Here is an 18,138-nt window from a genome sequence, read left to right as displayed (position 1 = left end):
AAAACAGCTTCAATTTCCTCATTCTAAACGTGTTCTTAAAAACAAAGGAGGAAACAGAGATGACTGTAATCAGTGATGTTAAGCAAACGATGGCTGGGCTAAAAACAGTTCAAGCAAGCTTCGAAACATTTTCGCTCAGTACGGATAATCAACAAGCGAAAAAGCTTTATGAAGATGCTGCTCAACAAACAAAGACAATTATTGACAGTTTCTCGCCGCGCATTGATCAAATTTTAAAGGAAGAACCACAGTATAAACAACAATAACGATTTGAAAAGGTTGGTTATGGATAACCAGCCTTTTCTTCCATTTATATTAAAGTGGGATAGGAAGTGGTGAAAATGTCCAATAATCAAAAAAAGGAATTAACGCCTGTTCAGCAGGAGTATCAGAAACTTCAAAAGAAGCGCGAAACAAAGCGGCCTGTTTTAAATAATTGCCTGAAAGCATTCCTTGTAGGGGGAATTATTTGTGTAATCGGGCAGGCGATCCAATACTTTTATATTTTCTTCTTTGATTTTACAGAACAAACGACAGGGAACCCGACAGCAGGAACAATGATCTTCCTTGCAATGCTTTTGACGGGTTTTGGCGTTTACGACCGAATTGCGCAATTCGGTGGTGCCGGTTCGGCAGTTCCCCTTACTGGATTTGGAAATGCCGTTATATCGGCAGCCATTGAGCATCGGACAGAAGGGTTTGTGCTTGGTGTAGGCGGCAATATGTTTAAATTAGCTGGTTCTGTTATTTTATTTGGCGTTTTTTCCGCTTTCATTGTTGCGATGATTAAAACCATTTTGACACAGTGGGGTGGTTTATGATGTTAGCCGGTCATCGTACGTGGGTCTTTGAACAAAAGCCGGTGATTGTCTCGACAGGAACAGTGGGCGGACCTTTTGAAGCGGATGGCATGCTCGCAGATGACTTTGATCTTCTTCACGGTGATTTATGGTTGGCTCAGGATTCTTATGAAGCGGCCCATCAAGTGCTTTTTGAAGAAGCATGCCAAAAAGCAATGGAAAAAGGCGGGATTCAAAAAGACCACGTTCAGTTTATCCTTGCTGGAGACTTAATCAACCAAATTACACCGACAAGTTTTGCCTGCCGGACACTCGGATCTCCTTATCTTGGATTGTTTGGTGCCTGTTCGACTTCCATGGAAGGATTGGCTTTAGGCGCGTATATTGTCAATACAAAAGGTGCTAAATATTTGTTAACGGGTGCATCAAGCCATAACGCTGCGGTTGAGAAGCAATTTCGCTACCCAACTGAATACGGGGGACAAAAACCGCCTACTGCACAATGGACGGTGACGGGTGCTGGTGCTGCTTTGTTAAGTGGTGAAGGATCGGGGCCGCGTGTGACATCCGCAACGATCGGCCGGGTTGTAGATATGGGATTGACCGACCCATTTAATATGGGAGGAGCAATGGCGCCGGCTGCTGTTGATACGATTGAAGCGCATTTTACCGATCGAAAGTTGGATCCGTCGTACTATGATTTGATCGTAACGGGGGACCTCGGAAAAATAGGCCGTGAAGTGTCACTTGATTTATTTAAAAAACATGGAACCGCTGTACAAGAAGAACAGTTTCAGGATTGCGGATTAATGATATACCGTAAAGGGCAGCCGGTTTTATCTGGAGCGAGCGGGGCAGGGTGTTCAGCAACGGTTGTGTATGGGCACCTCTTAAATCGAATGAGAAACGGTGAATTAAAACGAATGCTTGTTGTCGCTACAGGGGCGCTATTGTCACCGCTTAGCTTTCAACAAGGGGAAACGATTCCCTGCATTGCCCATGCGGTGTCTATTGAATACGGGGAGGGGGATATGGCATGACCGTCGCATCAGATGTGAAACAATGCCTTTCCAGTCTTAAAGGCATAGAAGCGAGTTTATCCAGTTTGGCGGTGCTTACACTAGATGATCGAACAAAACGCACGCTGCATGAATCAATGATGGAAGTTGGAGAAATTGTAGAAGACCTAAAAAAACGTGTTGGCGAATTAGAACGGCAGGAAGTTCAGTACGAAGGCTTTTAAAATACCGGGTTTTTGCAGGAGGTGTTAACAAGTGCTAGATTGGTTAGAAATTGTGCTTCGAGGCCTTTTGTTCTTAGTGGTTCTTTTTGCCATTACAAAATGGCTGGGGAAGAAACAGCTCTCACAGCTCTCGTTCTTTGAGTATGTGACAGGGATTACGATCGGGAGTATCGGAGCAGAAGTTGTAACAGGACTTGAACGCAACATCATGCATGGTATTATTGGAATCCTTACTTTTGCTGCGGTCCCCTTTTTAGCCGGATTACTTTCGTTAAAAAGCAAAAAATTCCGCGATTTTATGGAAGGAAAAGGTGTTATCTTAATAAAAGATGGAAAGGTTATGGAAGAAAATTTAAAGAAAGAGCGCTATACAACGGATGAATTATTGGAATTGCTTCGTCAAAAGGATGTCTTCAAAGTCGCAGATGTTGAATTCGCTATTTTGGAGGCGACCGGTGATTTAAGTGTTTTGCTGAAAAAAGAAAACCAGGCATTAACCCCGAAAGATCTAAACATGAAGGTTGCTTCTGCTAAAGAACCTCAGACGGTCATCATGGATGGGGAAATATTGGATGAGCCGTTGGCAACAATCGGCCGAAGCAGAAACTGGCTGCATACAGAACTTGATAAATTGGGCGTAACCGTTGAAAATGTTTTTCTTGGCCAGGTGGATTCATTTGGACAAGTAACGGTTGACCTTTTTGATGATAAGCTCGAAGTCCCAGCTCCTCAGGAAATGCCCCTATTGCTTGCATCGATGAAAAAGTGCCAGGCGGACTTAGAAATGTTTGCCCTCGGAACGGAAGCAAAAGAAGCGAAAAGCATGTATGAAAAAAATAGTGAAAGGTTGCAAGCTGTTATTGATAAAGTGGAACATATTTTAAAAAGTTAAAACTTTCATCTCGATCATATTGTGATAAAGAAAAACACCCCTTATCGAATTAGTTGTGGACTAGTCGATTAACAAGGAGGGTGTTTTATTTTTTTAAACCAGTGGCTTTGTGCGTTAATCATTTATCAAGCGGATAATATAATGAATAGGTACTTGTAAAATAAAATTCATAAACCAGCAAAGCCCAGAACAGTATTTTTTCATAACATCCTATATAATAAAAAGAGACATTGTGAAATATTTCACTATTTTATAAGGTGGGGAGAATTTTAACAATATGGACATGCTTCGGAAATGGGCATTTGAACAGAAAACGATGATTGTTTTATTGTTTGTTTCATCTCTTTTGACTGGTGCACTTATCATCGGCCAGGCATACTTTTTTGTAACGATTGTGGACCGGGTTTTCTTGAAAGGACAGTCATTTCAAGAAATAGTGCCGTTATTATGGGGGCTGGCAGCTGTTCTTGCATCTCGGGCGGCACTAACTTATTTAAATAGTCGAACAGGTGTGAAAATGTCATCAAATGTGAAGCGGCGTGTTCGGAAAATGCTGCTTGAAAAGTATACAAAAAATCCGATACAGGCGGCGATACAAGGACAATCTGGCGGCAAAGTGAGTGTGATGATGGATGCGGTTGATGAGATTGACAGCTATTACAGCAAATACATTCCACAGGTCATTCATACGTCAATCGTCCCATTTATGATACTAGCTGTAGTGCTTTACGAACATGTGTACAGCGGTCTTATCATGATCGTCACAGCGCCGTTTATTCCGCTTTTTTTTATCATTATCGGCATCAAAACAAAAGCGAAATCAGAAGAACAGCTCGATAAGTTAGCCGCATTTTCCGGACGGTTTTTAGATACGCTTCAAGGGTTGACGACATTAAAATTATTTGGACGGGCAGCAAAACAGCGGGAATTGATTGAGCAGAGCAGTATTGATTTTCGAGATGCGACGATGACGATTTTGAAGATTGCGTTCATTTCGACATTGATGCTTGAATTTATTTCAACGCTTAGTATTGGGCTAATCGCGCTGGAAGTGGGTCTTCGGCTTGTTGTGTTTGAAAATATTACGTTTGCTGCTGCCTTTTTTGTTCTAGTGCTTGCTCCGGAATATTATTTGTCGCTGAAAGAACTTGGCAGTGCCTTTCATACGGGGCGCAGCAGTATGGGTGCTGCGAAAAAAGTCATGGACGAGCTGGCAGAAACGGAGCACTCTGTGATATGGGGGACTGAGAACGTCGTCAACATGCCCCAGATTGAATTGCGCAGTGCCGGTTTTCAATATGGGGAAGGATTTGCATTGAAAAATATAAATGTCGTCATTCCACCAAAAGCCAGGGTCGCGATTGTGGGGCGGAGCGGCTCGGGAAAAACAACGCTGCTTCATGTCATTGCCGGGTTATTTGATCCGATGGAAGGAAAGATACTCCTAAATGGGCGGACTCGTTCGCATTACAGTGAGAAATCATGGTTTGATCAATTGAGCTATATTTCCCAGCGCCCGTATTTATTCTCGGGCACGATTGCGGAAAATATTGCAATCGGCGGCAGATACGCCGCAGGAAGAGATGAAGTTGAGGAAGCGGCTAAAAAATCCGGTATTTCTGGATTGGTAGAGTCGTTTGAAAACGGGTATGATACGCCGATCGGTGAAGCTGGCCGCGGAATTTCGGGTGGTGAGAAACAAAGGATTGCACTGGCGCGTGCTTTTTTTAAAAAGCCATCCGTCATTTTATTTGATGAACCGACGACCGGTCTTGACTTGCAGACGGAACGCATTTTACAACAGTCGATAAACGAATTATCACAAACATCGACCGTGATCACCGTTGCACATCGCTTGCATACGATCAAAGAGGCGGAGATGATTCTATTCTTAGACAAAGGCGAGCTAGTTGCGTCCGGCAGTCATGAAGAGCTGATGGAGTCGGTGCCTGAATATCGTCATATGGTATCGGTGCAGCAGGGAGGTGGGGCTGAATGAAGGATATAATGGTTATCATCAAATTAATGATGGTGGAAAAACGGGATGTTGTGTTGTCGATCATTTTCGGCATTATTGCTGGTTTGACGGCAGTTGCCTTGTTCGCAATGAGCGGATTTATGATTTCGAAATCCGCACTCTCGCCCCCGTTGTATGTGATTACAATTATGACCGCGCTTTTAAAACTATTTGGATCAACAAAATCAATCAGCCGCTATGCGGAACGGTATTTTTCACACCGCGCGACCTTCACGATTTTAAGTAATTTACGTGTTTCCTTTTATGAGAAGCTTGAACCGCTCGCCCCGGGCATTTTCGGAAAGTATCGAAGCGGTGACTTGCTTTCGCGTATTGTCGGCGATGTCGAAAGTTTGCAAAACTTCTTTTTGCGTGTCTTTTATCCACCAATTGTACTCGTCATTGTCTTTTTAAGCACCATTTTCTTTACGTCGTTTTATTCTCTGTATGCCGCGCTTTTGCTGCTTGTTGGTCTTTTTCTGACGGCTTTTATCATACCGGCGCTGTTCGCGTTGCAGCAGCGAAAAATTGACAGTCGTGTGCGCGAAGATCGTGGGAAGCTGTCGACGGATGTAACGGAGCTTCTGCACGGGTTTCGAGAACTGAAAATTTATCAGAAGCTTGAAGAGAAAGAAACAAAATTATTGGAGTCGGCTGATTTGTATGTGAGCGGACAGGAACAAGAAGGAATGATTGCAACGTTTAACCAGTCAGTCAATACACTCGTTGCACTTATGGTTTCTTGGTCTGTACTGGCGCTCGGTGCGTTTCTTGTGACAGATGGACAACTGGATGGCCTGTTTTTAGCGATGCTCGTCATGATTTCATTGAATGTTTTCGAAAGCGCGGCGCCAATGGCTGTTTTCCCGGCTCATTTAGAAGATAGCAGGCGTGCAGCATCTCGTCTTTTTTCGATTGTGGGAGAAGAAGCGCAAGAAGTGAAAAGAGAGTGTAATGAGCAGCTTGATGATCGTAAAACTTATTCAATTGAGATGGATGATGTGACATTTACGTATCCAGAGGAAACGAGGGAGTCACTAAAAAACATTCATTTGCTGCTGCCGGCTGGTTCCAAAACCGCAATTGTCGGTCCAAGCGGTTCCGGAAAGTCAACCTTGCTGCAGCTTTTATTGAAAATGTTTCAGGCTGACAACGGGGATATTCGTATTGGGGGCATGGAGATTCAGTCTTTGTCACAGGAAAGTGTATGGAAACAAACGAATGTCATTTTGCAGGAAAATCACTTTTTCTTCGGCACCATTCGCGAAAATTTGATGCTTGCAAAAGATGGAGTGACGGATGAGGATTTGAAAAAGGCACTTTTGTACGTAAAGCTTGAGTCGTTTTCATTAGATGACCCCGTCTTAGAAAAAGGAGAGAACTTGTCTGGCGGGGAGAAGCAGCGCCTGGCGATAGCGCGGGCTTTGTTGAAGAATGCACCTGTCTGGCTGCTCGATGAACCGACGTCTTCCATCGATGCTTTGACAGAGAAAATCATTTACGATTATCTATTCCAGACGGCAAAAGACCAAACCGTTGTTCTCGTTAGTCATCGATTGACAGGACTTGAGGCAATGGATCAAATTATTGTGATGGAGCAGGGAAGGATTATTGAATCGGGAACATTTGATAAATTGATGGAGAAAAAAGGATATTTCTATGAAATGAAACAAATAGAAAAGAGTGTATTTATGTAAAATAATTTGATTTATAAAAGCAGAACCGGACAAACATCGTCTTGTTCTGTTTTTTTGTTATAAATTTATCTAAAAAAATGGGATATATATACACCTTATTAAGAGGGCTTGAATAAAGTATGGGGGAAGTCAAAAATGATAAGGAGGCTTATATCTTGAGCGATCATCATGTGAATTCAGAAGAACCGTTTGAGTTTGAGTCATTAGAAGAACAAGACTATGCCGAATTTTTAAATGACGCAACAGAAACACAGCAGCCGTATCACTATCCACGGCCAAGACCGCCGTACCATTATCCACGGCCGCGGCCAAGACCAAGACCATATTATCCATATTATCCTTATCCACCGTACTATCCATATTACCCATACTATCCTGGTTATGACTATGGATATGGCTATGGAGATGATAGACGGGACAGACGGGGATACGATTGGGGTTCTGAATAATTTTTTCTCATAGAAAGGCTGCCGGTAACACAAGCCGGCAGCCTCTTTCAATTAAAATTCAAGGAGATCGTAACAATGTTGAAATAGTTTCAAAACAGGTTTTTTTATAAAAATCATGAAGGTCATCCTGGTCACTCATTAACCATTGAATTAAGCAGCCGTCGATCATCGCCCGCATCATTTTCGCAGATGTATCGGCATCAAGGTCAATGGAAAAGACACCTTCCTTTTTTCCAAGGGTAATGATTTCATGGCCGATACTCCAGCAGTTTTCATAAAAACGATGATTGATCTCTTGATAAGTGTGGTTCCGGCTTGCCTGCGCTAAAAAATCGACATATACCCGATAAAACTTTTTATTTTTTGCAGGAGAAATAAAGACGGTCTCAACGTACGCTTTTAATTTTTCGAGAGCTGTATGTTTATCTGTGATGGCTTTATGCTCTATTTCGTAAATTTGGGCCGTAATGAATTGCAACAGCGCTGAGAAGATATTCTCTTTATTTTGAAAATAGTAGTGCACGACACCTTTGCTGACACCTGCATAATCCGCAATATCCTGCAGCGTCACGGAATCATATCCGTGGCTTGCAACTGCTTGGAAAGCAGCTTTTAACACCTGTTCTCTCCGCTCTTCCGCTTTCTTTTTCAAAAAAAACCCCCCGATTGCTTATATGAATAAGTATATAACAAATGAAAGGTGCGATAAAATTATTCTGACTGGTCAGAATAATTTGGTATAATCATGATATTACTCAAAGGGGAGAGTGGATGTCATGAATGAACAATTTAACGCATTAATCGTCGACAAAACGGAAAACAGTTTTTCCGTATCCGTCAAACAGATTACGCCAGAAGAGCTGCCGCAAGGAGATGTATTCATTAAAGTTTCTTATTCCGGCATTAACTATAAAGACGGCCTTGCGAGCATTCCGGATGGGAAAATTGTTCGGTCCTATCCATTTATACCGGGAATTGACTTAGCAGGAGTTGTTGTTTCCTCGGAAGATCCTCGCTTTAAAAAAGGTGATGAAGTCATTGCGACAAGCTATGAAATCGGGGTTTCTCATTTTGGCGGATACAGTGAATATGCACGGATTCCTGCTGATTGGATTGTTCCTTTGCCAGACGGCCTTACGTTAAAAGAAGCCATGACATTTGGAACAGCCGGATTTACAGCTGCTTTATCCGTCCAGCGGCTAGAAGATAATGGATTATCACCTGATAAAGGGAAGGTGCTGGTAACGGGAGCGACCGGAGGCGTTGGGAGTTTTGCCGTATCGATACTGGCGAAACGCGGTTATGATGTTGTTGCGAGTACGGGAAAAGAGTCAGAGAAAGCCTATTTGACGAATCTTGGTGCAAAAGAAGTTGTATCACGGGATGACGTTTATAATGGGAAGATTAAAGCGTTAGATAAAGAACTGTGGGCCGGTGCAGTGGATCCGGTCGGCGGCGATACGCTTGCGTCTATTTTAAGCAAAATAAGCTATACAGGATCGGTTGCTGTCAGTGGCTTAACAGGTGGGACGAGTGTTCCAACAAACGTTTTCCCGTTTATTCTCCGCGGTGTGAATTTACTCGGCATTGATTCCGTTTATTGCCCGATGGAAACGAGACAGGCGATCTGGAAGCGCATGGCGTCCGATTTAAAACCGGAAGATCTGTCAGCGTTTGTACAGCAGGAAGCAGCGCTTGAAGAATTACCGGACATTCTACCGGAGATTTTAAAAGGGAAAATGCGAGGCAGAGTTATAGTGAGGCTATAAATATAGCTTTATCGAAAAGCAGAACCAGCATCGATCTGGTTCTGCTTTTTTGTTATCGTTTCAACAGGAGCTCGCAAAATTGGAGGATAAACCTTTTATGGCCGGAATTTCAGGATATAGGCCGGTTTTTTTGAAATTGGGCCGGATTCTCAAAATTTAAGCCGGATTTTTGGTTAATTCGGCCGAAGTGGGTCAGAATCCGTCCGTTAGCACGCCGCCAGCAACGGATAGGACAAATTCTTTTCCTTCTTAAGGAATAGTATTGGAAATTTCATTTATTCGTGGTATCATTTTTTTAATGTTAACCTAATAATTATTTAGGTTAACAAAAAGGATGAGGAGTGAGGAACCATTGCTAAATTATGATGAATTGGCTGAAAAAAATAAGCGATATGTTTGGCACCCTTTTACACAGATGAAAGAATACATTGAGGGCGATCCAGTCATCATTGCCGGTGGGGATGGCCGGAAGCTTCAGGATGTCCGGGGCAATGAATATTGGGATGGTGTTTCCTCCATCTGGCTCAATGTCCATGGTCACCGGGTGCCAGAAATAGATCAGGCAATCCGTGGCCAATTAGAAAAAATTGCACATTCTACCATGCTTGGGATGGCGAATGTACCCGCAGTTCTTCTTGCTGAGAAACTCATACATCTAATGCCTCCAGGACTGGCGAAAGTATTTTACTCGGATGCCGGCGCAACAGCCGTTGAGATTGCGATTAAAATGGCGTTTCAATACTGGCAGCATAAAGGGCAGCCGCAAAAGCAGCGCTTTATCACAATGAAGGAAGCCTATCATGGAGACACAATTGGCGCTGTTTCAGTTGGAGCCATTGATATTTACCGTCATACATACTCCAATCTCCTTTTTAGCCCGATCCATGTTCCGTATCCATACATATACCGTTCACCTATAACCGGTGATGACGAGACGCAAACGGCGTTCTTCCTGGATGAATTAGAAAAGACACTTCAAGCACATCATCACGAAACAGCGGCATTGATTATTGAACCGGTTGTTCAAGGAGCCAGCGGCATCATTGTCATGCCAGATGGTTATTTAAGAGGTGTTCGTGAGCTTTGCACGAAATACAACGTGTTGATGATTGCCGATGAAGTAGCAACAGGGTTTGGACGTACCGGACGTTTATTTGCCTGCAATCATGAAGAGGTAACGCCTGACATTTTGACGGCGGGGAAAGGTCTTACAGGCGGTTATCTGCCTGTTGCGATCACGGTGGCGACAGACGAAATTTATGAAGCGTTTCTCGGGGACTATGAAGATCAAAAAACGTTTTTCCACGGCCATAGCTACACAGGAAACCAGCTTGGGTGTGCAGCAGCTATTGCGAACTTAGATTTAATGGAAGAGAAAAATTTAATCCACGAAGTTCAGCAGCAGTCCCGTTATATTGCGAGTCGATTGCAGGAATTCAGCAAGCTCTCACATGTGGGTGATATTCGGCAAAAAGGGTTTATGATCGGTCTTGAACTTGTCGTCGATCGAGAAACGAAGGAACCTTATGAATGGACCGAGCGGGTTGGAGTTCAGGTGTGCACGCGCGCGAAAGAATTAGGCATGCTGATTCGCCCTCTTGGCAACGTGGTCGTCTTTATGCCGCCGCTTGCTTCAACAAAGGAGGAACTTGAAGCAATGCTCGATATACTCTATCAATCGATCCAAGAGGTTACAGAATCGTGAGTTGGGAACAAGAGATCCAGCTGATCAAAGAAAACGGACTTTATCGTCAGATGCAAACAGTTGAATCCTTGAATGACCGGGGCTATGCGATGGTGAACGGAAAAAAAATGCTGCTGTTTTCATCCAATAATTACTTAGGACTCGCTCATGACGATCGCCTAATCCAATCTTCAATCCAGGCGACACAGTGTTATGGAGCAGGCTCAACTGGGTCAAGATTAACCACAGGAAATACGACTGTCCACGAAGAACTGGAAAAGAGGCTGGCCCGGTTTAAAAAAACGGAAGCTGCCGTTGTATTTAACACAGGATATATGGCCAACCTGGCAGCTTTAACGACACTTGTTGGCGGGGATGATGTGATTTTATCGGATGAAATGAATCATGCAAGTATTATTGATGGCTGCCGTTTATCACGAGCGGAAACCATCATCTATCGTCATGCTGATTTGAAGGATTTGGAATTAAAACTTCAGCAAACGTCCCACTATCGCAAACGGCTCATTGTCACCGATGGGGTGTTCTCCATGGATGGTGATATTGCCCCTTTGCCTGGCATTGTAGATCTTGCAGAGCGGTATGATGCAGTGGTTATGGTCGATGACGCACATGCAACAGGTGTATTAGGCAAAGATGGCAGTGGAACGGTTGAGCATTTTGGTTTGAAGGACAAGGCTGTTATCCAGATGGGCACACTCTCGAAAGCTGTGGGAGCGGAAGGAGGGTACATTGCCGGAGGCCAATCATTAATTGATTATCTTATAAACAAAGCAAGACCGTTTATTTTCTCCACTTCTTTGCCAGCAGGAGTAATCGCAAGTGCCCTGGCTGCCATCGATATTATTCCGTCCGAGGACGAGAGAAGGGTGCGTTTGAGAGAAATAAGCAAGCACCTTTATGATGAATTAACATCTTTGGGCTACACCGTATGGGGAGGGGAAACACCGATTCTCGCCATTATTTGCGGGGAGCCGGAAAAGGCTTTGTTCTTATCAAGAACATTATATGAAAATGGCATTTTCGCGCCGGCCATTCGCCCTCCGACAGTTCCATCCGGGACATCGCGTATACGATTTACGGTTATGGCAACCCATCAAGACGAACAAATAAAAAAAGTCATCGAAGTGTTCAAAAAGATGGCTCCGTTGATACAGGGGGAATAAAACATGAACGGTTATTTCATAACGGGTACGGATACCGATATCGGGAAAACCATCATCGCCGGAGGAATAGCCGGAGTTTTACGGGAAAAGGGGTATGATGTTGGAGTATATAAACCTGTCCAAAGCGGGCACCTTGTCCACCATTCCGAAGGGGATGCGGCAAGATTAAAAGGGCTGTCCGGAGTAGAGGATCCAGTGGAGGATATTTGTCCATATGCATTAGAGGAACCTCTTGCTCCGATTCTGGCATTGAACAGAGCTGGACAAAAGGTCACTTTACATGATCTTCAAAAAGGATATGTCCATCTGAAGGAGAAACATGAGTTCATGATTGTTGAGGGAGCTGGTGGTCTTGCTGTTCCTTACGTTCACGATGGTCTAGTAGTGGATGCGGCAAAGATGTTTGAGCTTCCGCTGGTTATCGTCGCAAGGCCAAATTTAGGGACTGTTAACCACACTCTCTTGACGATTGACTACGCCATGCAGCGAGGAATACAGGTAGCGGGCGTGATCATATCCGGATATCGAGAAGAAATGGCGGGTATTTCGGAACGTTCCAATCCGGATATGATTCAATCTTATAGTGGGATTCCGGTACTGGGTGTCGTCCCGTGGATTGATGGTCTGGACTCTCGGGAAAAAGTATTAGAAACAGTCAGGAAATCGATCAAATGGGATCAGATCCAAATTACATGTTGAGAAGAAAATGAAGGACGGTTTATCATGAAAACCAACGTTTATACCATTACGGAAGTGTCGTTATTAGCAGCGATGATTGCCATAATCGGTTCTTTAAAAATTCCAGCTGGCTTTCCAGGTTCTGATTTTCAGCTCTCCGCTCCACTCGCGGTTGCCATTGCCGCTGTTTTTGGATTTTGGCGATATATGACCGCCGGCATCATTGCCAGCCTTCTATTAATGCTTCTCGGTATCCATAACCTGCTTCATGTTGAAATATCAATGGTTTTTAGAATTGTAGCAGGAGGAATCGTTGCCCTTCTTGGACATTCTCTTCCGATTCTTGTGTTAGCAGGTCCAATTGGTACAGCGGCGGCGAGATGGGTTCTGTCAATAACAGTCGGGCTGCCTTTCTGGCCACTTGTAATGCAATCATTGCCGGGTATGATTTTCACCGCGGTCAGTGTTTATCCTTTGTATCGTATGTTAAGGCGTGTAAAAAAGGAGCGGGGTGGTACGCTTGTACGAAGAAATGTATAGCGTTCGAATGAGAGCGGCAGAAGGGGGCCCTCATGAACAGGGAGGTTTTCACATTTCCGGTGGCGAGACACTGGTCCCAAAGAGTGTGTTGGAAGAGACGGCTCGGACATATGTACAAAAAGCGCTGCAACATAGCAGAGGCGATGCTGATTTCATCCAAGTCATCATTGAAAAAGTCTCTGCTGAACATCTCATCCGTATTGCTCCTTTATCTGTCTCCACAATAGCGGTGCAAAGTGTTGAAGAAGGTCATCTAAAGGCTGCGAAGTGTTTACAAAATGCCGGTGTATCCGAGAAAGCAATTAAAAAAGGGATCCAGATGTTGCAAAGTACGACAGATTTGCGCGGAGCTATGATCGTAAGTGCTTTGACCGGAGAACGTTTAGATTATCGAGGGGAGCGCGGGGTAAGAGCGACTCGAATGGGGTGGAGCAAAGAAGGATATGCACGATGGTCTGCTATGCATCCAGAACTTTCATCACCGCGTGTGGCGGAAGCGATTGTTCTGGCGACCAAGGTTGCGCATGCCCCTTTTCTTGTCGCTGAACTTTGCTGGTCAGATGATCCTGAATATGTGACAGGATATGTTTCTTGTCGGGAAAAAGGATATGTCCGAATTACCCATTTAAAAGAAAAAGGGGATTTCGCCGGTGGCCGCATATTTTTTGTTGCAGAAGATCTAGAGATAGAGTCGTTAATCGCTTATTTAGAACAAACTTCAGTTCTGCTAACATAAAGGGAATAACCGGTTGTATATAACGACAACCGGTTATTTATTTATTCTAGTGTTTTTCGTTGAAATTCGGCAATTGCTGTGTATTCTTCACTTAGTTTACGGGAAACACGCAAATAGATCGGTACAAGTTCACGGTATATGTCCACGTTTTCTTGAATAGGTGCATGTGTAAATGTTGCGCCAACCATTTTGGAGACAACGTTCAGAGAATCAATTTCTTTTAATGCATACAAACCAAGAACCGCAGCGCCAAGACAGGAACTTTCGAAGCTTTCCGGCACCGATACTTCCTGGTCAAAAATATCGGCCATCATTTGCCGCCATAAAGCAGAGCGGGCAAATCCCCCGGTAGCCAGCACTTTTTGGGGAACACCGATTTGTTCTTTAAGCGCGAGGAATACATTGTATAAATTAAATATAACTCCTTCGAGCACTGCGCGGATCATGTGCTCTTTTTTATGGTGCAGTGTTAATCCGAAAAAGGACCCTCTTGCATCCGGATTCCATAACGGTGCCCTTTCACCGGCTAAATAGGGATGAAATAATAGACCGTCTGCGCCGGGGGATACGCGTTCGGCGATTTTTGTTAACATCTCGTACGAATGGATGCCAAGACTTTTCGCTGTCTCAACTTCCGCAGAGGCGATCACATCGCGAACCCAGCGGAAAGTCATGCCGCCGTTATTGACTGGACCACCGATTACCCAGTGGTTTTCGGTTAATGCATAACAGAACGTTCGCCCTTTTGGATCTGTGACAGGTTTGTCAGTCACCGTTCGTATCGCGCCGCTTGTGCCGATTGTGACAGCTACAACGCCCGGTTCAATTGCACTGACACCGAGGTTCGATAAAACACCGTCATTTGCACCGACAACAAATGGAACAGAAGGAAGGATACCGAGAAACACCGCGGTTTCCCAATGAAGCCCTTGAATGTAATGTGTCGTTGGGACGAGTGTCGATAGATGATCCGGTGTAATACCGGCGGCCTGGAGTGCTTCTTCATCCCAATCAAGGTTATGTAGGTGAAGCATTCCGGTTGCCGAAGCGATGGAATGGTCGACGATAAATTGGTTAAATAGGCGTAAAAATACATATTCCTTAATGGAGATAAACTTCTTTGTTTTCGAAAATGTATCGGGCATTTCTTCTTTTATCCAGCGAATTTTGCTTAAAGGAGACATGGGATGAATCGGTGTGCCCGTCCGAAAATACATTTCACGGCTGTTTAGCTCATTTTTCATCTTTTTTGCCCATGCGGCACTTCGATTGTCAGCCCACGTCATGCAATTCGTCAGTGGTTTTCCTGATTCATCCACTGCAATGACACTGTGCATGGCAGAACTGAATGAAATGCAAAGGAGATCTTGTGGGGCAACGGCGCTTTTCCGAATGGTCTCTTTAATCGTCCCAAGCACCGCTGTATAAATCTCATCTGGATTTTGCTCAGCGGTTGAAGGAGTCGGGGTTAGAAGTGGATATTCAATCGTGTGATGAGCGATAACCTTGCCGTCTGTCGCAAAAAGAACCGACTTCGTACTTGTTGTGCCGAGATCGACACCTAACATAAAGCCCTTTTTTTTCATGAAGAGTACCTCCTCCAATTTTGAGAAATAAATGGGTTGGATCTAATGATTCCACTAATGAGCCTATTTTAAAACTTCTTTTTTCCTATGTGCTTTTAAGCTGGGGATCTGAATAAAAATACGAGCATCGTTCTTTTCTATAGTAACATCATACATGTTTTTTCCATCTCATGGGACCGGAGAGTTTTGAAATAGAGGAGAAACAGCCAAAGCTATCCCACCCAAAAAGATGATCACAAAATAAAACAGCTGGATTAATGAATTGCGGCTGTATATAATTTTAGTAGACTGAATTTCCTCTTAAGGGAGAATTCTATAATATTAGCAATGCTGGTGTCATTTACAAGACTGAAAAAAAACTTGGTGAAAAACCAAGACTGCCCCCGCCACTGTATATGTGGTCGAAATGACAAAACCACTGCATCGCAGCGCTTATTAAAAGCGGTAAAGATGCTGGAAGGGTCAAAGCAGGAAGAAGCATGAATCGGGAGACCTGCCAGAATTTCAGTTTCAAATCTCGGGGAGATGGAGTGTTGAAATGACGTATGAGCCTTTATTTTAATTGTCATTGAAACTCTTCTTCTCCGGGAAGGGTTTTTTGTGTTTTCAGAACAGGAGGGCGTAATGGTGAAGGAGGAAACATATAAACGATCCTTTTTTGAAGAGCAATGGCAGGAGAGAATGAAAGATTGGGAGGGAAACCTGCCGGAGCGGATGGTAGATGATACGTGTGAGGAACATTTTTGGAGGTGTTTTATCGAACGAAAACAAGGAGACGCCAAACCAGATGCTTATTCACAGGACATAATGAGAGCGATCGTCCCCTTCATTCATGCAGAGGACCAGCTGCTGGAAATCGGGCCAGGATCGGGAAATTACACGTTTTCTTTAGCCGAACGGGCAGAATCATTAACAGTTGTCGATAGTTCAGAGGCGGTTTTGACATTTCTTAAAACAACTTCTGAAGAAAAAAAGCTAAAAAACCTCCACATGTTTCATGGGAAATGGGAGAATTTTTCAAGTGATAAGAGCTATGACGTTATTTTCGGAATGAATTGCTTTTATCGAATGTTTGAGATCAAACAGGCGCTTCGGCTGATGAATCAATATGCAAAAAGGCTTGTTATTTTGGGAATGACGACAGGACCAATAAAGCCTCATTATGTGTACCTTCACCAAAAATACCAGTACGAAATGAAATGGCCTCGGAGAGATTATATTGATCTTTTGAATCTGTTATATGAGTTAGGCATTTATGCTGAGTGCAGGATGATTCCGCTAAAGAAGACATATCGATTTTCATCTTTTGAAGAGCTGCTTAACAAAAGCACTAGCAAAGTATTGTCACCAAATGTTCGTCAAGAACACCTAAAGGAAAGTCTTGAGCCTTATGTATATTGTGATAACGGCAGCTATTTTTATGATCATAAGTTTCATGCCGCCATTATCACATGGACCCCAAGCCCACTCTTTTATTGATGGAAAGCTGCCATTCACTGCATAGGCAACATAAAGGCTATTAGAAGGAGAGAAATTAATGTCAATTTTATCTGAATTAAAAAATCGCAGAGCCATTCGCGACTATACGGACCGCGATGTAGAAGATGAAAAAATAAAAGTGTTATTAGAAGCCGCGACCTGGGCGCCGAATGATCGCAAGAGAGAACCGTGGAGCTTTTATGTGATCAAAGGCAATGCAAAAGCACATTATGAAAAAATCGCCATGGAATATTTGCAGGAACGGTTTCCGACAAAACCGAACTTGGTCGAAAGTTCTTTAAAGGTGTTAAAAAATACACCAGTACATATTGTTGTCACATCAGATGTTGTTCCAGGTGATATCGAAGCGTCAGAAGATAATGAATATGCCGTGTGCTGTGCTATCCATTCCATGTGGCTGGCTGCTAAAGAATTAGGTTTAGGATTTGTTTGGAGAACAAGAGGAGTCGGTATGGTTCGTGATGAACGGATGTACCAGTTTATTGGGTCACCGGAAAATAAAAAAATAATCGGAAATATCTTTATCGGGTATCCAGATCAAGTGTCACTGGAAAAAATGAAGCCCTCGACAAGAACATCATTTGATGAAAAAACGAAATGGCTGTAAGGAAAAAGAAGAACGAAAAGGCTGTTGATGGAAAAATGGAGAAAACCTTTCTCCATCTTCCTGTCACAGCCTTTTGAATTATTCTTGAGAATATCCCTTTTTCCGTGCGGCAGCCTCATCCTCGATTTCGCTGCGCATGCCTGCGATACTTTCTTCACGGCGTTCGTTTTTTGCTTTAATAGCAGCACGTTCCCGCCCATCAGCAAAAACCATTGTTTCCTCTGCTGCTTCAATATTTCCGATCGTATTTTGCACCATCTCCTGAAGCTTTTCTACATTGTCGGACCGGTCATCCGGTTTTGGTTTGTTGCGCGTCATCACTATTCCTCCTTTATTTTTTAATGACGTACAAGTGATAGCGTCCCCATTTGCCATCAACCTATGCCCAAAAACAATACAGTCCCCTTAATTACTGTAGCTTACGTGAGGGTGAAAATTTTCAGCTAAGAAAAAGAAGCAAAGAAGTGTTCAGTAAGATTTCTATGTGGAGCAATAGAAAGATATTTTAAAACATGCACAATTATAATCTTATTTTATAAGTGTTATTTTTATGGATTCACAGGATATTAATGAATATGCGAATATTTTTTCGCATACTGTTTCATTTTTTGATTTTATTAAAAAACTTGATTATTACTAAACAACTCACTCTTCCTTAGCTGGCTGTTTACATTATTAAAAACGAAAAAACCCGGATATGGGCGAGGCCTTTATGGAGTGACCCCTAAAAGTTAGACACGGTTATTTCATTAGGCA

At 43.3% G+C, this 18,138-nt stretch carries 19 protein-coding genes and 1 riboswitch; of the genes, 16 read left to right on the top strand and 3 right to left on the bottom strand.

What is annotated here, in order from left to right:
* Nucleotides 1-59 precede the first annotated feature (59 nt).
* The 8 genes from BTO28_RS02695 to BTO28_RS02660 all read left to right on the top strand — a co-directional run bounded on the left by BTO28_RS02695 (nucleotide 60) and on the right by BTO28_RS02660 (nucleotide 7,098).
* Entirely contained in the window at nucleotides 60-266 is a 207-nt protein-coding gene (locus BTO28_RS02695) for a DUF1657 domain-containing protein (protein WP_076763796.1), read from the top strand.
* 75 nt (nucleotides 267-341) lie between these two features.
* Nucleotides 342-821, top strand: coding sequence for a stage V sporulation protein AC (spoVAC, locus tag BTO28_RS02690; protein ID WP_076763794.1), 480 nt, complete (start codon nucleotides 342-344; stop codon nucleotides 819-821).
* A complete protein-coding gene (spoVAD, locus tag BTO28_RS02685) occupies nucleotides 821-1,840 on the top strand; it encodes a stage V sporulation protein AD (RefSeq protein ID WP_076763792.1) in 1,020 nt (339 codons plus the stop codon). The genes spoVAC and spoVAD overlap by 1 nt, the downstream gene beginning before the upstream one ends.
* Nucleotides 1,837-2,043, top strand: coding sequence for a DUF1657 domain-containing protein (locus BTO28_RS02680; protein ID WP_076763790.1), 207 nt, complete (start codon nucleotides 1,837-1,839; stop codon nucleotides 2,041-2,043). Before spoVAD ends, BTO28_RS02680 begins: the two co-directional genes overlap by 4 nt.
* Nucleotides 2,044-2,074: 31 nt before the next feature.
* Nucleotides 2,075-2,935 (top strand): DUF421 domain-containing protein, encoded by an 861-nt coding sequence (locus BTO28_RS02675; protein WP_076763788.1) that lies wholly within the window; start codon nucleotides 2,075-2,077, stop codon nucleotides 2,933-2,935.
* A 277-nt stretch (nucleotides 2,936-3,212) separates the two neighbouring features.
* Nucleotides 3,213-4,934: a thiol reductant ABC exporter subunit CydD gene (cydD, locus tag BTO28_RS02670; protein ID WP_076763785.1), complete on the top strand. Its 1,722-nt coding sequence runs from the start codon at nucleotides 3,213-3,215 to the stop codon at nucleotides 4,932-4,934.
* Entirely contained in the window at nucleotides 4,931-6,649 is a 1,719-nt protein-coding gene (gene cydC / locus BTO28_RS02665; RefSeq protein WP_076763783.1) for a thiol reductant ABC exporter subunit CydC, read from the top strand. The genes cydD and cydC overlap by 4 nt, the downstream gene beginning before the upstream one ends.
* A 155-nt stretch (nucleotides 6,650-6,804) precedes the next feature.
* A complete protein-coding gene (locus BTO28_RS02660; RefSeq protein ID WP_198936733.1) occupies nucleotides 6,805-7,098 on the top strand; it encodes a hypothetical protein in 294 nt (97 codons plus the stop codon).
* Nucleotides 7,099-7,156: 58 nt separating this feature from the next.
* Here the strand turns inward: BTO28_RS02660 and BTO28_RS02655 are convergent, their stop codons facing one another.
* Nucleotides 7,157-7,750, bottom strand: a complete 594-nt coding sequence (locus BTO28_RS02655; RefSeq protein WP_076763780.1) for a TetR/AcrR family transcriptional regulator — start codon at nucleotides 7,748-7,750, stop codon at nucleotides 7,157-7,159.
* Between the two features lie 124 nt (nucleotides 7,751-7,874).
* On the opposite strand from BTO28_RS02655, the gene BTO28_RS02650 reads away from it, so the two are divergent.
* From BTO28_RS02650 to BTO28_RS02625, 6 genes are all read left to right on the top strand, one after another.
* Nucleotides 7,875-8,867, top strand: a complete 993-nt coding sequence (locus tag BTO28_RS02650) for an NADPH:quinone oxidoreductase family protein (protein WP_076763779.1) — start codon at nucleotides 7,875-7,877, stop codon at nucleotides 8,865-8,867.
* Nucleotides 8,868-9,201: 334 nt separating this feature from the next.
* Entirely contained in the window at nucleotides 9,202-10,572 is a 1,371-nt protein-coding gene (gene bioA, locus BTO28_RS02645; RefSeq protein ID WP_076763777.1) for an adenosylmethionine--8-amino-7-oxononanoate transaminase, read from the top strand.
* Nucleotides 10,569-11,735, top strand: coding sequence for an 8-amino-7-oxononanoate synthase (bioF, locus tag BTO28_RS02640; RefSeq protein ID WP_233129810.1), 1,167 nt, complete (start codon nucleotides 10,569-10,571; stop codon nucleotides 11,733-11,735). Before bioA ends, bioF begins: the two co-directional genes overlap by 4 nt.
* A gap of 3 nt (nucleotides 11,736-11,738) precedes the next feature.
* Nucleotides 11,739-12,434: a dethiobiotin synthase gene (gene bioD / locus BTO28_RS02635; RefSeq protein ID WP_076763775.1), complete on the top strand. Its 696-nt coding sequence runs from the start codon at nucleotides 11,739-11,741 to the stop codon at nucleotides 12,432-12,434.
* A gap of 24 nt (nucleotides 12,435-12,458) precedes the next feature.
* Nucleotides 12,459-12,953 carry a hypothetical protein gene (locus BTO28_RS02630; protein WP_076763774.1) on the top strand — a complete coding sequence of 165 codons (495 nt, stop codon included), beginning with the start codon at nucleotides 12,459-12,461 and terminating at the stop codon, nucleotides 12,951-12,953.
* Nucleotides 12,934-13,689: a 6-carboxyhexanoate--CoA ligase gene (locus BTO28_RS02625; RefSeq protein WP_083711270.1), complete on the top strand. Its 756-nt coding sequence runs from the start codon at nucleotides 12,934-12,936 to the stop codon at nucleotides 13,687-13,689. Before BTO28_RS02630 ends, BTO28_RS02625 begins: the two co-directional genes overlap by 20 nt.
* A gap of 41 nt (nucleotides 13,690-13,730) precedes the next feature.
* Here the strand turns inward: BTO28_RS02625 and gntK are convergent, their stop codons facing one another.
* Nucleotides 13,731-15,275 carry a gluconokinase gene (gene gntK, locus BTO28_RS02620; RefSeq protein ID WP_076763772.1) on the bottom strand — a complete coding sequence of 515 codons (1,545 nt, stop codon included), beginning with the start codon at nucleotides 15,273-15,275 and terminating at the stop codon, nucleotides 13,731-13,733.
* Between the two features lie 314 nt (nucleotides 15,276-15,589).
* Nucleotides 15,590-15,790: riboswitch (cobalamin riboswitch) on the top strand.
* A gap of 112 nt (nucleotides 15,791-15,902) precedes the next feature.
* Between gntK and BTO28_RS02615 the strand changes: the two genes are divergently transcribed.
* A complete protein-coding gene (locus BTO28_RS02615) occupies nucleotides 15,903-16,754 on the top strand; it encodes a class I SAM-dependent methyltransferase (protein WP_158068777.1) in 852 nt (283 codons plus the stop codon).
* Between the two features lie 58 nt (nucleotides 16,755-16,812).
* The gene (locus BTO28_RS02610; RefSeq protein WP_076763768.1) at nucleotides 16,813-17,382 is read left to right on the top strand and encodes a nitroreductase family protein; all 570 of its coding nucleotides are present in this window, start codon (nucleotides 16,813-16,815) and stop codon (nucleotides 17,380-17,382) included.
* A gap of 78 nt (nucleotides 17,383-17,460) precedes the next feature.
* Here BTO28_RS02610 and tlp read toward each other — a convergent pair whose 3' ends face one another.
* Nucleotides 17,461-17,700, bottom strand: coding sequence for a small acid-soluble spore protein Tlp (gene tlp, locus BTO28_RS02605; RefSeq protein WP_076763766.1), 240 nt, complete (start codon nucleotides 17,698-17,700; stop codon nucleotides 17,461-17,463).
* Nucleotides 17,701-18,138 lie beyond the last annotated feature (438 nt).

Source organism: Domibacillus epiphyticus, from assembly GCF_001975785.1.
Taxonomy (GTDB): domain Bacteria; phylum Bacillota; class Bacilli; order Bacillales; family Domibacillaceae; genus Domibacillus; species Domibacillus epiphyticus.
This window is presented reverse-complemented; position numbering and strand designations above follow the sequence as displayed.